The 14,197-nt window shown below is 62.8% G+C and carries 15 protein-coding genes; 12 read left to right on the top strand and 3 right to left on the bottom strand.

The window, feature by feature from the left end; translation table 11 throughout:
• The first annotated feature begins 146 nt into the window (after positions 1-146).
• From lpxC to NKH28_RS05865, 8 genes are all read left to right on the top strand, one after another.
• Positions 147-1,094, top strand: coding sequence for a UDP-3-O-acyl-N-acetylglucosamine deacetylase (gene lpxC, locus NKH28_RS05830; protein WP_352501058.1), 948 nt, complete (start codon positions 147-149; stop codon positions 1,092-1,094).
• Positions 1,095-1,298: 204 nt separating this feature from the next.
• Positions 1,299-2,168, top strand: a complete 870-nt coding sequence (locus tag NKH28_RS05835; protein ID WP_352501057.1) for an outer membrane protein assembly factor BamD — start codon at positions 1,299-1,301, stop codon at positions 2,166-2,168.
• Positions 2,169-2,181: 13 nt separating this feature from the next.
• Positions 2,182-3,855, top strand: a complete 1,674-nt coding sequence (recN, locus tag NKH28_RS05840) for a DNA repair protein RecN (RefSeq protein ID WP_352978156.1) — start codon at positions 2,182-2,184, stop codon at positions 3,853-3,855.
• Between the two features lie 242 nt (positions 3,856-4,097).
• A complete protein-coding gene (ligA, locus tag NKH28_RS05845) occupies positions 4,098-6,305 on the top strand; it encodes an NAD-dependent DNA ligase LigA (RefSeq protein WP_352978158.1) in 2,208 nt (735 codons plus the stop codon).
• Positions 6,305-6,997 (top strand): DUF2461 domain-containing protein, encoded by a 693-nt coding sequence (locus NKH28_RS05850; RefSeq protein ID WP_352978159.1) that lies wholly within the window; start codon positions 6,305-6,307, stop codon positions 6,995-6,997. The genes ligA and NKH28_RS05850 overlap by 1 nt, the downstream gene beginning before the upstream one ends.
• Positions 6,998-7,118: 121 nt before the next feature.
• On the top strand, positions 7,119-7,847 hold the full coding sequence (locus NKH28_RS05855) for an AzlC family ABC transporter permease (protein ID WP_352906450.1): 729 nt from the start codon (positions 7,119-7,121) through the stop codon (positions 7,845-7,847).
• Positions 7,844-8,140, top strand: a complete 297-nt coding sequence (locus NKH28_RS05860; RefSeq protein ID WP_352978161.1) for an AzlD family protein — start codon at positions 7,844-7,846, stop codon at positions 8,138-8,140. The genes NKH28_RS05855 and NKH28_RS05860 overlap by 4 nt, the downstream gene beginning before the upstream one ends.
• Before the next feature lie 30 nt (positions 8,141-8,170).
• The gene (locus tag NKH28_RS05865; protein ID WP_352978163.1) at positions 8,171-8,386 is read left to right on the top strand and encodes a hypothetical protein; all 216 of its coding nucleotides are present in this window, start codon (positions 8,171-8,173) and stop codon (positions 8,384-8,386) included.
• Here the strand turns inward: NKH28_RS05865 and NKH28_RS05870 are convergent.
• Positions 8,376-10,220: an aminopeptidase P family protein gene (locus NKH28_RS05870; RefSeq protein ID WP_352978165.1), complete on the bottom strand. Its 1,845-nt coding sequence runs from the start codon at positions 10,218-10,220 to the stop codon at positions 8,376-8,378. The genes NKH28_RS05865 and NKH28_RS05870 overlap by 11 nt on opposite strands.
• Positions 10,221-10,419: 199 nt before the next feature.
• Between NKH28_RS05870 and NKH28_RS05875 the strand changes: the two genes are divergently transcribed.
• Positions 10,420-10,599 (top strand): hypothetical protein, encoded by a 180-nt coding sequence (locus NKH28_RS05875; protein ID WP_352450114.1) that lies wholly within the window; start codon positions 10,420-10,422, stop codon positions 10,597-10,599.
• A 39-nt stretch (positions 10,600-10,638) separates the two neighbouring features.
• Here the strand turns inward: NKH28_RS05875 and NKH28_RS05880 are convergent, their stop codons facing one another.
• Positions 10,639-11,511 carry a 50S ribosomal protein L11 methyltransferase gene (locus NKH28_RS05880; RefSeq protein ID WP_352978166.1) on the bottom strand — a complete coding sequence of 291 codons (873 nt, stop codon included), beginning with the start codon at positions 11,509-11,511 and terminating at the stop codon, positions 10,639-10,641.
• A gap of 11 nt (positions 11,512-11,522) precedes the next feature.
• Positions 11,523-12,101: an SCO family protein gene (locus NKH28_RS05885; RefSeq protein ID WP_352450110.1), complete on the bottom strand. Its 579-nt coding sequence runs from the start codon at positions 12,099-12,101 to the stop codon at positions 11,523-11,525.
• A 205-nt stretch (positions 12,102-12,306) separates the two neighbouring features.
• Here NKH28_RS05885 and NKH28_RS05890 point away from each other — a divergent pair, with 205 nt between their 5' ends.
• The 3 genes from NKH28_RS05890 to NKH28_RS05900 all read left to right on the top strand — a co-directional run bounded on the left by NKH28_RS05890 (position 12,307) and on the right by NKH28_RS05900 (position 14,134).
• Positions 12,307-12,795, top strand: a complete 489-nt coding sequence (locus NKH28_RS05890) for a CreA family protein (RefSeq protein WP_502901444.1) — start codon at positions 12,307-12,309, stop codon at positions 12,793-12,795.
• A gap of 96 nt (positions 12,796-12,891) precedes the next feature.
• Positions 12,892-13,533, top strand: coding sequence for a DapH/DapD/GlmU-related protein (locus tag NKH28_RS05895; protein ID WP_352978167.1), 642 nt, complete (start codon positions 12,892-12,894; stop codon positions 13,531-13,533).
• A gap of 169 nt (positions 13,534-13,702) precedes the next feature.
• A complete protein-coding gene (locus NKH28_RS05900; RefSeq protein WP_031211766.1) occupies positions 13,703-14,134 on the top strand; it encodes a low affinity iron permease family protein in 432 nt (143 codons plus the stop codon).
• Positions 14,135-14,197: the final 63 nt, after the last annotated feature.

Consider the following 14,197-nt stretch of genomic DNA (forward strand, 5'->3'; position numbering starts at 1 on the left):
ACCGTGATTTGGAGTCTCCCCGCGGGACCATTATCTTCGCCACCGACCAAAGTCGGTTTGCTGGGAGTCTCGGGGAAGTGGCCCTGCCTGCCGATCAATCAAGAGCCGCGCCCTCAGGGCAGAAGCGGACCTAGGCAGCATGGGCTATGGGGATTGTTTTGCACGACTATCAGACGACACTTAAATCGCGCGCGACGCTGACTGGCATCGGCGTTCACAGTGGCAATCCGGTCACCGTCCATTTCCTGCCGGCGGATGCCGATACGGGTGTCGTCTTCCAGCTCTCGAATGCAAGCGGAAGCCACGAATTTCGCGCGCTCGTCTCCGAGGTCGGCGCCACCGATCTCTGCACCATGCTTGGCGATCCGCAAGGCGAGCACATTGCCACGGTCGAGCATCTGATGGCGACGCTTTTCGGGCTTGGAATCGACAATCTCGTCATCGAAATCGACGGCCATGAGGTGCCTATCCTCGACGGCAGCGCAGTGATGTTCATCGAGGCCATTGACCAGGCAGGCGTCGAAACGCTGCCGGTCAAGCGTCGCTACATCAGGGTGGTCAAGCCGGTTCGCATCGAGAACGGCGCCTGCTGGGCGGAGTTCCGGCCCTATGACGGCACGCGCTTCGAGATCGAGATCGATTTCGAAAGCCCGGCGATCGGGCGCCAGCTTTTTGCATCCGACATGAACGCCGAAATTTTCCGGCGTGACGTCGCGCGGGCCCGCACTTTCGGTTTCATGAAGGACGTCGAGCGGCTGTGGGCGGCCGGCTATGCGCTCGGCTCCTCGTTGGAAAACTCCCTGGTGATCGGCGACGACAACCGCGTGATCAATATGGGAGGCCTGCGCTATCCCAACGAGTTCGCGCGCCACAAGACGATGGATGCGATGGGCGACCTGGCGCTCGCCGGTGCCCGGTTCATCGGCTGCTTCCGCTCCTATCGTGGCGGCCACAGGCTGAACGCAGCTGCGCTGCGCCGTCTCTTGTCCGACCGTTCGGCTTTCGAGATCGTTGAGACGACGCGCCGCGAGCGCGGGCGTACCGCGGAGATGAGCGCCGTCAACGCACCCCTCTATGCGCCCTGGATGATCTGATTCTTAAGGTCTTGCGGCTCCCGTTGCGGTCAAGCTGTGTTGCATGGATGCATCACCGGCCTGCCAAATTACACAGCTTTCCAGGTAGCGCCAAAGCGCCACAAAAATGTGCGATTGGCCGGGGATAGCGTTGCCGGGCAAGGCAATTATGGTTTATGGCTGCTGCCGTCGACTGAAATGACGCCGAAAGGGCGGAATCCAAACATGTTTTTCAAGCGAGTTGGTCAATCGAAGGCGCCGCGGCGGGCTGTTTTCCTGGCGCTTTCGGTGGTCGTTCCATCGCTGTTTCTGTCGGCCTGCATGTCGTCCGAGAAGGACGTCGATCTGTCGACCTATGTCGATCAGACCGAGCCGGCCGACGTGCTCTACAATCAGGGTCTCGCCAATCTGAATGCCGGGCGACTGCAGGAGGCAAGCCGCAAGTTCGATGCCGTCGACCGCCAGCATCCATATTCCGAATTCGCCCGCAAATCGATGGTGATGGGTGCCTTTGCCGACTACCGTCAGGGCAATTACGATGAGGCGATCGGTTCGGCCAAGCGCTACCTGACCCTCTACCCGTCGACCGACGATGCAGCCTATGCCCAGTATATTATCGGGCTGAGCTACTACCGCCAGATCAAGGACGTCACCCAGGACCAGAAGGAAGCGCGTCTTACCGCGCAGACGATGCAGGATCTGGTAACGCGCTGGCCGACTTCCGAATATGTTGATGATGCCAAGGAGAAGATCCGCTTCGCCAATGATCAGCTCGCCGGCAAGGAGATGCAGATCGGCCGCTACTATCTCGAGCGCCGCGAATACATCGCGGCCGTCAAACGGTTCCGCAACGTCGTGGAGAACTATTCCAACACACGTCATGTCGAGGAGGCGCTGGCGCGTCTGACCGAGAGCTACTATGCGATGGGGCTGACGTCGGAAGCGCAGACCGCTGCGGCCGTGCTCGGCACCAACTATCCCGACAGCCAGTGGTACAAGGACTCCTACAAGCTCCTGCAGAGTGGTGGGCTCGAGCCGCGCGAGAATGCCGGATCGTGGATCTCCAAGGCCGGGAAGCTGATCACCGGCGCCTGAGCGGCGCGTCACCATGCTCTCCAGACTGTCGATCCGCGATATCGTTCTGATCGAGAAGCTGGACATCGACTTCTCGTCCGGCCTTTCGGTCCTTACAGGCGAAACCGGCGCCGGAAAATCCATCCTGCTCGACGCATTGTCGCTGGCGCTTGGCGCCCGCGGCGACGCTTCGCTGGTGCGGCATGGCGCGGCACAAGGCCAGATCATCGCCGTGTTCGACGTGCCGCGCAACCACGCGGCTCGCATGTTGCTTGCCGAGAATGCCATCGAGGACGACGGCGACATCATCCTGCGCCGCGTCCAGACGGCTGACGGCCGCACGCGCGTGTTCGTCAACGACCAGCCGTCCAGCGTGACGCTGATGCGCGACATCGGCCGTGCGCTGGTCGAGATCCACGGCCAGCATGACGAGCGCGCTTTGGTCGATCCCGGCGCCCATCGCGAGTTGCTCGACAGTTTCGGCGGCCATCTCGGCGCTGCTCGGGCAACCGGCGAGGCGTGGCGGCATTGGCGTACCTGCGAGCAGGAATTTTCACGGCACCGGGCCAAAGTCGAAGCAGCTGCCCGTGAGGCCGATTATCTGCGTGCAGCGGTCGCCGAATTGACCAGGCTCGATCCGCAACCTGGCGAAGAGACCGAGCTGGCCGAATTGCGCGCCTTGATGATGCGTGCCGAAAAGATCGCCTCGGAAATCCATGATGCGCAGGATGTGCTCTCGGGTCCGTCCTCGCCCTTGCCGCAACTGGCCAGCCTGCTCAGGCGGCTGCAGCGCAAGGTCACCGAAGCGCCCGGGCTGCTCGAGGATGTCGTCAAGTCGCTCGACGAGGCGATGCTGTCGCTCGACGCGGCGCAGTCGGGCGTCGAAGCAGCACTTCGCGCCACCGAATATGATCCGCAGCGGCTGGAGAAGGCTGAGGAGCGGCTGTTTTCGCTGCGTGCCGCCTCGCGCAAGCACAGCGTCGCCGTCGATGACCTGGCGCAATTGCGTGACACCATGGCTGCCGACCTTGCCGATCTCGACGCCGGCGAAGAGCGCCTGCAGGCGCTGGAGAAACAGGCTGCGGCGGCGCGCCAGGCCTATGACATTGCAGCGGCCCAGCTGTCGTCGCTTCGCCATGCGGCGGCTGTCGGGCTGAGCAAGGCGGTGATGGCCGAACTGCCGGCGCTGAAGCTCGAACGCGCCGAGTTCATCGTCGAGATCGCTAGCGATGCCGAGAGCCGCATGGAAGAAGGCATCGACCAGGTCGAGTTCTGGGTGCGGACCAATCCCGGCAGCAGGCCCGGCCCTATGATGAAGGTCGCTTCCGGCGGCGAGCTTTCGCGTTTCCTGCTGGCGCTCAAAGTCGCGCTGGCTGATCGCGGGTCGGCGCCGACCTTGGTCTTCGACGAAATTGACACCGGCGTCGGCGGCGCGGTTGCCGACGCCATCGGCCAGCGGCTGGCGCGGCTGGCAAAACGCGTGCAGGTGCTTTCGGTCACGCATGCACCGCAAGTGGCGGCGCGCGCGGCGACGCATTTCCTGATCTCCAAATCGGGCGGTGCCGACCGGGTCTCGACCGGCATCGCCGAGATGGACCGGGCGGCGCGGCAGGAAGAGATCGCACGCATGCTCGCCGGTGCCACCATCACCGACGAGGCGCGTGCGGCGGCCGAGCGGCTGCTGCGGGAGAACACCGCGGCAGCGTAGAGCTGTTCATCGTTTCACCGAAACGCCGAACCGCTCTACCTCTTTGTTTCTGCGCAGTTCCGGACGGAAAACCGTTTCACACTTTTCCTGGAATTGCTCCAGGCGAGTTCGTTTCCGGCGCTCGTGACCTGAGTCAGGGTATGGCGCCATCCTGCTGTTCAGGAATGATTTTCTGTGTCTGGTCTCTCCCTCATGAGAAAATCCTGTTCTATTGTGTCGCGCCACCGTGGAGGGAGCAGTGCATGGACGAAAAACCAATCGATTCGCTCAGCGAAAGCGAGGCGGCAAGCGAGTTGAAGCGGTTGGCGCAGGAGATCGCCGAGCACGACCGGCGCTACCATGGCGAGGACGCGCCTATAATCACGGATGCGGAATATGACGCGCTGACCCGGCGCAACCTCGCCATCGAGCAGCAGTTCCCGCATCTTGTGCGCGAGGATTCGCCCTCACGCAGGGTCGGCGCGCCGCCGGCGGAAGGTTTTGCAAAGGTGCGCCACGCGGTGCCGATGCTCAGCCTCGCCAAGGCCTATACCGACCAGGACGTCGCGGACTTCATAGAACGGGGCCGGCGATTCTTTGATCGCGACAAGGAGCTGAACATCGCCTTCACGGCTGAGCCGAAGATCGATGGGCTATCGGCTTCCCTGCGGTATGAAGGCGGTGTGTTCGTGCAGGGGGCAACGCGCGGCGACGGCGTCGTCGGCGAGGACATCACCGCCAATCTCAAGACCATCGCCGATATTCCCAAGACCTTGAAGGGATCGGACTGGCCCGAGGTCATCGAAATACGCGGTGAGGTCTATATGACCTACGCGGAATTCGAGGCGCTGAAGCAGCGTTCGGCGGCGATAGGCGGCCAGGATTACGTCAATCCGCGTAACACGGCGGCCGGATCGCTGCGCCAGAAGGACCCGTCCGTTACCGCCAGCCGCAACCTCAAATTCTTTGCCTACGCCTGGGGCTATACTTCAAAGGATCCAGCTCCGACCCAATACGATTCCGTGCAAAAATTCGCGGAGTGGGGGTTCAAGGTTAGTCCGCTGATGGTCCGGGCAAAGTCGGTCGACGAACTGATCGCGCATTATCACCTTATCGAGGCCCAGCGCTCATCGCTCGGCTACGACATCGACGGCGTCGTCTACAAGGTCGACCAATTGGAGTTGCAGCGCAGATGGGGCTTCGTCACCGGCGAACCACGCTGGGCGATCGCTCATAAATTTCCGGCCGAACAGGCGATGACGACCGTGCTCAGGATCGACATTCAGGTCGGCCGTACCGGTACGCTGGCGCCCGTTGCCCGGCTTGCGCCCGTCACGGTCGGCGGCGTCGTGGTCGAAAATGTCACGCTTCACAACGAAGATTACATCAAGGGTCTGGACAGCAACGGCCAGCCGATCCGCGACGGCAACGACATCCGTATCGGCGACACGGTGGTCATCCAGCGGGCGGGGGACGTCATTCCGCAGATCGTCAGCGTCGTCGCCGACAAGCGGCCGACTGATGCCGTGCCCTACGAATTCCCGCACAAATGTCCGATCTGCGGCTCACCCGCAACGCGCGAGATCAACGAGAAGACCGGCAAGGAGGATTCCCGCCGACGGTGCACCGGCGAGCTGATCTGCCCCGCGCAGGCCGTGGAAGGATTACGCCACTTTGTGTCGCGCGGCGCCATGGATATCGAAGGCCTGGGCGCTGAAAACATAGACCTGTTCTTCAATGCCGGGTTGGTCAAGACAGCCGCCGATATCTTCACCCTCCGGGACCGCCGTCCCGCCGTCACCAAGGCGCTGGCGGAGCGACGGGAGGAGCAGGCCAGGCAGCGCGAGGCCGCATCGGGCAAAACGCGCAAGAATGTACGCAGCGTCGAGGAACGCAACTATGACGGCCTCGACAAGCTCTTCGCTGCCATCGACGCCCGCCGCGAACCCGAACTCGATCGCTTCATCTTTGCGCTGGGCATCCGCCATATCGGCGAAACGACGGCCGCTGTGCTCGCCCGAACCTTCTCGACGATCGAGGAGTTGATCCGCATTGGCAAGGAGACAGCAGCAGCAGCCGATCCACACACCGTTTTTCCTTCGATCAATGGCATCGGCGATACCGTGATAGGCGCGCTTCGCGATTTCTTCGGCAATGAACGCAACGACGCCGTGCTTGAAGCGCTGCTCACACAGATCCACCCGAAGCCGTACATTGTGAACGTCTCAGCCGATAGTGCGGTCGCCGGCAAGACAATCGTGTTTACAGGCACGCTGGAAAAGATGACGCGCCCGGAGGCCAAGGCGATGGCCGAACGTCTCGGCGCGAAGGTCGCCGGCTCGGTTTCCGCGAAGACCGATCTCCTGGTGGCAGGCCCGGGCGCCGGTTCCAAGCTGAAGGACGCGACCAAATTCGGCATCGAGGTGATCGACGAGGACACCTGGTTGCAGCGGATCGGCAAGGGCGCGTGATGGCTGCTGCGTTCAATGGTTTTGGGCAAAAGGCCATTCCCTTCCTCAAGGCGCTGGATTTTCATCAGAGCCGGGAGTGGTTTTTGGAAAACCGCGATCTTTTCGAGCGCGACCTGCGCGATCCCTTCGGCGATCTGGTCGAGACGCTCTCCGAGCGCTTCACAGCATTGGGGCTCGGCCTGCGCGGCGACCGCAAGAAATCGCTGTTCCGGATTAATCGCGACGTGCGTTTTGCCAAAGACAAACGGCCTTACAACCAGCATCTGTCGGCGATCCTTTCGCCCGACGGCACCAAGATGGAACAGGGCGTGTTTTACGTCCATATCGGGCTCGATCGCTGCTTTGCCGCCGTCGCCTGGTGGCAGCCCGGACCGGAGCTGTTGCTGGCGCTGCGCAACGCGATCGCGAAGCGGCCCGCTGAATTCCGCAGCCTCGTCGCGGCGCTGAAGAAGAACGGCCTTGAGCTCGACCCGGACGGCTGCATGAAGCGCACGCCCCGCGGCTTCGAGCATATCGCCGAGCCCGATCTCGCTGCCGCGATCCGCAACCGGCATTTTGCCGTCCGGCACGCGATCGAGCCGGCGGATATCTACGGAGCTGGATTGGTCGACGACCTTGTCGACTTCGCCATGCGGGCAAAACCGCTGCTCGACTGGGGCAGGGCGATCGAAGGCAAGGCTTCGCCGCGCTAGGCACGGAAGCGTGCTTGCCGCGACGCTTCAGCTGTCATTTCCGCTGATCGTTTGCCTCAAGCGAATTGGTGTGACAAGCCGCGCCGCCCTCCCTACATAGGCGCTTCCCGAGGAGCGGTCGATGTCGGCGGAAGCAATCTCCGAAAACAGTGCGAAAAGCGATTTCTGGGACGGCGTGCGGCTCAGCATGCCCGTCGTGGTGGCGTCGGCGCCGTTTGCGTTGCTGTTCGGGGCGCTCGCAGTCGACAACGGGTTTTCCGTGCTCGAAGCGTTCCTGATGAGCGCAACGGTGTTCGGCGGCGCCAGCCAGATGGTCGGCATCGAGCTGTTCGGCCAGCATGTCGCGCCGTGGCTGATCGTGCTGTCGATCTTCGCCGTGAATTTTCGCCACGTGCTCTATTCGGCTGGCATCGGCCGGCGCATTGCGCATTGGCCGCTGGTGCAGCAGGCGATAGGCTATTTTGTATTGACCGATCCGCAGTTCGCGGTGGCCGAGCGCAAGGCGGAGGCCGGCGAGACCGTCGGGTTCACCTGGTATATGGGCCTTGGGCTGCCGGTCTATGTGTTCTGGGTCATCGAAAGCGCGCTCGGCGCGATGTTCGGCAAGCTTATTCCCGACACCCATGCGTTGGGCATCGATTTCCTGCTGCCGATCTATTTTCTCGGCCTGGTCATGAGCTTCCGCAAGCGGCCGCTGTGGCTGCCGGTGGTCGTCGCCAGCGCTGCCGCCTCCATTATTGCATACAAAACGGTCGGCTCGCCCTGGCATGTCTCCATAGGTGCGCTGGCGGGCGTGCTGCTCGCCGTCATCCTGCCGCCCCGCCACAGCGGCGTGGAGGCACGGCGATGAGCACGACCTTGTGGATCATCATCGCCGGTTCCATCGCGACCTATCTGACCCGCATCGGCGGTCATCTGGTGATCTCCCGCTTCGAGCATATCCATCCGCGCGTCGAGGCCGGGCTGAACGCCGTGCCAGCGGCGGTGCTGACCACCCTGGTGGCGCCGGCGGCGCTCAGCGCCGGGCCGGCGGAATGGGCAGCCCTGATCGTCGCCGGCCTTGTCTCACTGCGCGGCGGCCTGATGGCGATGTTCCTGGCGGGTGCTGCCGTGCTGATCCTCTCGCGGCAGCTCGTCGGCTGATCGACTTTTGCCTTGACGGCGAGAGCACACATGCGCCTTACCGCAGCGACTATTGCCGCGCCGACCCGCGAAAGGCTCAGCCGGATCGCCTCCGCTCTCTCCTGGTGGGTGCCCGCTGACGAAGACAATGCCGTCACAGTGTTGTTCTGGCGCAAGGGAGCCGGTTCTCCCAACGTCACCGCTTTGCAGGGACTGCTTGCGGAGCAAAGCCTGTCAACCGGCGTTGCCGCCGCGGCTATTGCTTGAAGTCGTGCGGCAGCGGCGCGGTTGCCTTTTCCAGCCAGGCCAGCGTTTCGCCGTCGAGCATCGGTCCGATCTCGGCCAGTACGCGCGCATGGTATTCGTCAAGCCAATGCAACTCGTCGCGGGTTAAAAGGTCCGATCGGACCAGCCGCTTATCGATCGGCGCCAGCGTCAGTGTCTCGAAGCCGTGCATGGCGATGTCGCCGCCCTCGATTGCCTCGGCCGGTGTCACCAGAATCAAGTTCTCGATGCGGATGCCGTAGGACCCTTCCTTGTAATAGCCGGGCTCGTTGGAGACGATCATGCCGGCCAGCAGCTTTTCGGTACCGGTCTTGGCGATACGCTGCGGGCCCTCATGCACGGCAAGATAGGAGCCGACACCGTGCCCGGTGCCATGGGCGAAATCGCAGCCGTGTCTCCATAGCGCCAGGCGCGCCACCGCATCGATTTCGGAGCCGCGCGTGCCCTGGGGGAAGCGCAGCATGGAGATGCCGATCATGCCTTTCAGCACCAGCGTGAAGCGCTCGCGCATCTCCTCGGTTGGCGCGCCAATCGGAACCGTGCGGGTGATGTCGGTGGTGCCGTCCTGGTACTGCCCGCCGGAATCGAGCAGGAACAGCTCGCCATCCCCCAGCTTGCGATTGGTGGCGCGGGAGACGCGGTAGTGCATGATGGCGCCGTTAGGACCAGCGCCGGAGATGGTATCGAACGATACGTCGCGCAGCGCCATTTGCGTTTCTTCGCCGGTCTGACGGCGCGTCTCCTCAAGCCTGGTGACGACGGCGATTTCGTCGAGCGTGCCGGGCTTCTGGCGGTCGAGCCAGCACAGCAGCTTGGCGACCGCGGCGCCGTCGCGGCGATGTGCGGCGCGTGCGCCGGCGATCTCAGCTTTGTTCTTTGTCGCGCGTGGAATGCGGGCCGGATCGGCCGTGGCAATGACGGTGCCGCCATTATCCTCGACCAGCATCCTGAGCTTGTCCGCCGCTAGAACCGGGTCCAGGGCGATTTTTGCGCCGCCCTTGGCCCGGGTGACGATTGCCGATTCGAATTCACCTGGTTCGTGCAATTCGGCGAGCTGCGTCAGGTAGGCCGCGACGGTGCGCGAAAACTTGCGCTGGTCCATGAAAAGCAGATGCGAGCCGTCGGCGGCGAGCACGGCAAAGCCGAGCGCCAGCGGTGTGTGCGGTACGTCGCCGCCACGAATGTCGAAGGCCCAGGCAATGGAGGAGGGGTCGGTCAGTACGGCATGGGTGGCGCCGTCCTTCTCGATGGCCGCCGCCAGCCGCACCAGCTTGTCCTTGGCCAGTTCGCCGGCAAAGCCGATCGGGTGGATCTCGACCGGCGCCAGTGGCGGCCCGGGCTGGTCCTGCCAGATGGCGTCGATTGGATTCTCTTCGAGCGGCACCAGTATCGCGCCTGATTTCTCGGCCGAGGCCTTCAGCGCCTTGACGTCACTGATCGTATGGAGCCACGGATCGAAGCCCAACCGCACGCCCTTGCCGAGATTGTCCTTGATCCAGTGGGCCGGCGGGTTGTCGACAAGGCTCTCGATCGAAAAGATGTCGAGATCGACCTCCTGGCGCACCTGCAGCGTGTAGCGCCCGTCGACAAACATGACGGCGCGCTCGCCAAGCACAATGGCGACACCGGCCGAGCCGCTGAAGCCGGTCAGCCATTTCAGCCGTGCCGAGCGGTCGGCGACATATTCGCCCTGGTGCTCGTCGGCACGGGGCACGATGAAGCCATCCAGCCCGTTCGCCGCCAACCATTGGCGCAGCATTGCTACGCGCGGCTTGCTAACGGCCGGATCGCCGGCGGAATCGAAGGTCTGGAACATGTCGGCTCTCCTCGAATGCTGGCGCGACCGTAGCGCATGACTTCGAAAATCGGAATCGATTTTCGGACCGATCATTCCCGGTTGCTGCGTGTCTCTTGCGCATGGACGCCATGCAGAATCGACGATTTCAAAAAGCGTCAGCGGAGCTTACCTTCTTAATGTGGAGGAAAAGTCCTGTTGCCCTGCAAAGGAGACCGTCATGTCCACGATTTCACCTAGACGCGGATTTTTCAAAAACGCTGTGAAAGCGCTGATCGAAGCTCGCCAGCGCGAAGCGAGCCGGTATGTAAGCGGCGTTCTGCTTGGCTTTGACGACGAAACGCTGAAAGCTCACGGCTACGATCGCGAACAGCTGAAGAAAGCGGCGAACTCGCGCTAAGTCCGAGCGGATTCCGGCTTGCGTTGAAGGCGTCGCGCCTCAGCGCTTGAGGTGAATCGTCACCCAGCCCTCGCGGTGCAAGGTGCGGATGTGCCGGAATTTCTGGCCGACATAGGCCGCGATTACCGCATCGCGCTGGCGCTCCAGGATGCCCGACAAAACAATCGAGCCACCGAGCGCGATATACTCCGCCATTTGCGGCGCCAGGCGCATCAGAGGCCGCGCCAATATGTTGGCGACGATCAAGTCGAAGGGCGCGCGCGCGGCAAAGATCGGGTGGTGGAATCCGGGCGCCGTCACTGTTTCGACGAGCCCCTTGACGTGGTTCAGCCGCGCATTGGCGGCGGCCACCTTGACGGCGACCGGGTCGATGTCGGTCGCCAGCACCGGTATATGCGCGAGCCTGGCCACTGCGATCGCGAGCACCGCGCTGCCGGTGCCAAGGTCGAGCGCGTTGCGCGGATGCTCGCGCCGTACGACCTGCTCCAGCATTTCGAGGCAGCCGGCGGTGGTGCCGTGATGGCCGGTGCCGAAAGCAAGGCCGGCCTCGATCTCTATGGCGATTTCGCCGCTGTGGCGCTTCCTGCGGTCATGCGCGCCATGGACGAAGAAGCGCCCGGCCCGCACCGGCTTCAATCCCTCCAGCGAGCGCGCCACCCAGTCGATGTCGGGCAGCGTTTCGCGCGCTATAGGCTTCGACAGCGACAGTCCGGCAAGTACATCCCTGAGCCGCGCCTCGACCGCATCGACGTCGTCGCCGGCATAGAGCGATACTTCGTGGATGTCGCGGTCCTCGTCGACCTCGAGCACTGCAATCGGCAGGCCCTCATCGTCGAACGCCGCACCAAGCGCCGCGAAGATGTGATCAGCCTCGATCTTGCCCGCGGTGAAATACAAACGCGTCTGCGTCATTACCGGATGTGTCAACCTTCCGCCGCCAGCCGTTTGAGCTTGGCGATGGCGGCGTCCGGGCTTTCGCCATAGGCAATAGTGCCGGCGAAATCGCCCTTGGCATTGAGCAGCAGCACCGAAGCGGTGTGGTCCATCGTGTAGTCGCCGTCGTTCGTGTCGACTTTCTTCCAGTAGATGCCGAAGGACTTGGCCATGGCGTGGACCTTATCCGGATCGCCTGATATGCCGAGGATGCGATCGGAGAAATTGCTGACATAGGTGTTCATGATTTCCGGCGTATCGCGCTCCGGGTCGACCGTAACGAAATAGGCACGCAGGTTCTTGCCGTCGTCGCCCATCGTCTTCAGCCAGCCGGCCAACTCGAAAAGCGTGGTCGGGCAGACTTCCGGACAATGCGTGAAGCCGAAGAAGACGACGCTGGGGTGGCCGCGAAACGCGGCTTCGGTGACCGGCGCGCCCTTCTGGTCGACCAGCGTGAACGGTGCTCCGAACGGCTCGCCGCCATAATGTCCGCGGTACCAGTCGAAGGTGAGCCAGCCGATGCCAGCGGCCATCAGGACGAGAATACCGACCAGAATTGAACGCATCATCAGTGAAGTCCGTCGTTATTTCCATCGGGCGCCGGGTTGGCGCCGTGAAGGCCCTGGCTTGGCGAACACTCTTAGCGGTTCGGTCGCGCCGACGCAAAGATGTCGCGTTGCCGCAACCGGCAATCCTGTGGGAGGCGATCTGCTTGCAAAGCGCTGCCGTTCGTCCCACCTGAGGTCGGCAAAATTCGAACCGCAGGAGGCCTCTTTGCGAAAACTGATTGGCGGTGCGTTAGCCGCATGCCTGGTCATTGGCGCCGGCGCGGCCGCCACCGAGGAAGTCGGCAAGGTCGGCGTCGATTGGCTCGGCAACGATATCATCGTCGAGGCGATCAAGGATCCGAAGGTCGAGGGCGTGACCTGCCACGTCTCGTATTTCGACCGTGGCATGATCGACCGCCTGCAGAAAGGCAACTGGTTCGAGGACCCGTCCGATTCCTCGATCTCCTGCCGCCAGACCGGGCCGATCACCATTGGCGACATCGACATGAGCGAGGCCGGCGAGGAGGTGTTCAAGCAAGGCATCAGCCTGATCTGGAAAAAGCAGGTGGTGAACCGCATCTACGACAAGGCCAACGAGACGCTGATCTACCTGTCGCATTCGCGCCAGGTGCAGGATGGCTCGGCAAAAATGTCGGTCACCACCGTGCCGCTCTACGGCCAGAACGTGGTGTGGACCAGCGGCAAGCCGAAATAGAGACTGAAGGTGCTACGGGGTCCTTGGCGCGTCCAAACGGATGCGCGGCGCTGCACTCGGCTTGCGAGACTATGCGCGCGGGCGTAAAGCGCCCGCATGGACCGTCCTGAACACCTTGTCCTGAAAGATCCCGAGCCGCGCATCCATCCGACGGCGGAGCTGAAGGCGTGCAAGCTTGGACGTTATGCGTCGATCGGCGAGCGCGTCATCTTACGTGAAGTCATGGTTGGCGACTTCTCCTACTTCGAGCGCCACGCCGAGGCGATCTATACGACGATCGGCAAATTCTGCTCGATCGCCGCCAACAGCCGCATCAATGCGCTGGAGCATCCGGTCGAGCGGCTGACGCAGCACAAAATCAGCTATCGGCCCAACGAGTACTTCCGCTGGCTGGGTGTCGATCAGGCATTCCGCGACCGGCGGCGGGCGAGAGCCGTCAGCATCGGCCACGATGTCTGGATCGGCCATGGCGCCGTGATCATGCCGGGCGTGGCGATCGGCAATGGCGCGATCGTCGGTGCCAACTCGGTGGTGACGCGCGACCTGCCGGCCTATGCAATCGTCGCCGGCGTTCCGGCCAGGCCATTGCGGCAGCGCTTCAGCGCGGAAACCGCAGCCCGGATCGAACGTCTTGCCTGGTGGGACTGGCCGCTCGAGAAACTGGCCAGGGCAGTCCCCGACATGCAGGCCTTGCCCATCGAGGCTTTCCTCGACCGCTGGGAAAACGGCGCCCCCTGACTTCGGGCGTATCTGCAAGCGGTCCGACGGCCTTCGCGATCTGCTCCTCCAACAATGTACCCGCGATCTTCCGCCACGAGGGAACCAGGAGCGGCTGCCAACTGTTTCTGCAGACACAATGAACTCGGCTTCCGTCCGGGTTCGTCGCCCAGCTGTTGAGGGAGTTTGAATGATTGAGAAGCTTTTCACCAGGATCGCCAACAACGTCGCCCATTTTGCCGGCCTGCCGCCGACGTTTGCCGTCTGTTTCCTGATCATCGTCGTCTGGGCGGCAAGCGGGCCGATGTTCGGCTTTTCGGACACCTGGCAGCTCGTCATCAACACCGGCACGACGGTCGTCACCTTCCTGATGGTGTTTCTCATCCAGAACACCCAGAACCGCGATGGCGCCGCGATCCAGGCGAAGCTCGACGAATTGATCCGGGTCAGCACAGCCCAGAACACCTTCATCGGTATCGAACACCTGACTGAGACCGAGGTCGAAGAGATCCGCAAGAAATGCGAACAGGCAGCGAAGCGGCATGATCAGAAGCTTGCCGAGTTGGCAGCCGAGAAAGCCATGGCGAAGAAGCGGAACACAAAGAAGCACGCAGCGGCGTGATATAAAGGTCCGGCGCATACCTGCGAAGATCGGATCCGATTCTTTGCTACGGTGATCTTCGGT

Origin of the sequence: Mesorhizobium sp. M1227 (assembly GCF_040318315.1) — a bacterium.
Taxonomy (GTDB): Bacteria; Pseudomonadota; Alphaproteobacteria; order Rhizobiales; family Rhizobiaceae; genus Mesorhizobium.

What these genes read in the sequence shown, in the direction of transcription:
- lpxC (WP_352501058.1), top strand. Translation starts at nt 147, where the DNA reads ATGGGGATTGTTTTGCACGACTATCAGACGACACTTAAATCGCGCGCG.
- NKH28_RS05835 (WP_352501057.1), top strand. Translation starts at nt 1,299, where the DNA reads ATGTTTTTCAAGCGAGTTGGTCAATCGAAGGCGCCGCGGCGGGCTGTT.
- recN (WP_352978156.1), top strand. Translation starts at nt 2,182, where the DNA reads ATGCTCTCCAGACTGTCGATCCGCGATATCGTTCTGATCGAGAAGCTG.
- ligA (WP_352978158.1), top strand. Translation starts at nt 4,098, where the DNA reads ATGGACGAAAAACCAATCGATTCGCTCAGCGAAAGCGAGGCGGCAAGC.
- NKH28_RS05850 (WP_352978159.1), top strand. Translation starts at nt 6,305, where the DNA reads ATGGCTGCTGCGTTCAATGGTTTTGGGCAAAAGGCCATTCCCTTCCTC.
- NKH28_RS05855 (WP_352906450.1), top strand. Translation starts at nt 7,119, where the DNA reads ATGTCGGCGGAAGCAATCTCCGAAAACAGTGCGAAAAGCGATTTCTGG.
- NKH28_RS05860 (WP_352978161.1), top strand. Translation starts at nt 7,844, where the DNA reads ATGAGCACGACCTTGTGGATCATCATCGCCGGTTCCATCGCGACCTAT.
- NKH28_RS05865 (WP_352978163.1), top strand. Translation starts at nt 8,171, where the DNA reads ATGCGCCTTACCGCAGCGACTATTGCCGCGCCGACCCGCGAAAGGCTC.
- NKH28_RS05870 (WP_352978165.1), bottom strand. Translation starts at nt 10,220, where the DNA reads ATGTTCCAGACCTTCGATTCCGCCGGCGATCCGGCCGTTAGCAAGCCG.
- NKH28_RS05875 (WP_352450114.1), top strand. Translation starts at nt 10,420, where the DNA reads ATGTCCACGATTTCACCTAGACGCGGATTTTTCAAAAACGCTGTGAAA.
- NKH28_RS05880 (WP_352978166.1), bottom strand. Translation starts at nt 11,511, where the DNA reads ATGACGCAGACGCGTTTGTATTTCACCGCGGGCAAGATCGAGGCTGAT.
- NKH28_RS05885 (WP_352450110.1), bottom strand. Translation starts at nt 12,101, where the DNA reads ATGATGCGTTCAATTCTGGTCGGTATTCTCGTCCTGATGGCCGCTGGC.
- NKH28_RS05895 (WP_352978167.1), top strand. Translation starts at nt 12,892, where the DNA reads ATGGACCGTCCTGAACACCTTGTCCTGAAAGATCCCGAGCCGCGCATC.
- NKH28_RS05900 (WP_031211766.1), top strand. Translation starts at nt 13,703, where the DNA reads ATGATTGAGAAGCTTTTCACCAGGATCGCCAACAACGTCGCCCATTTT.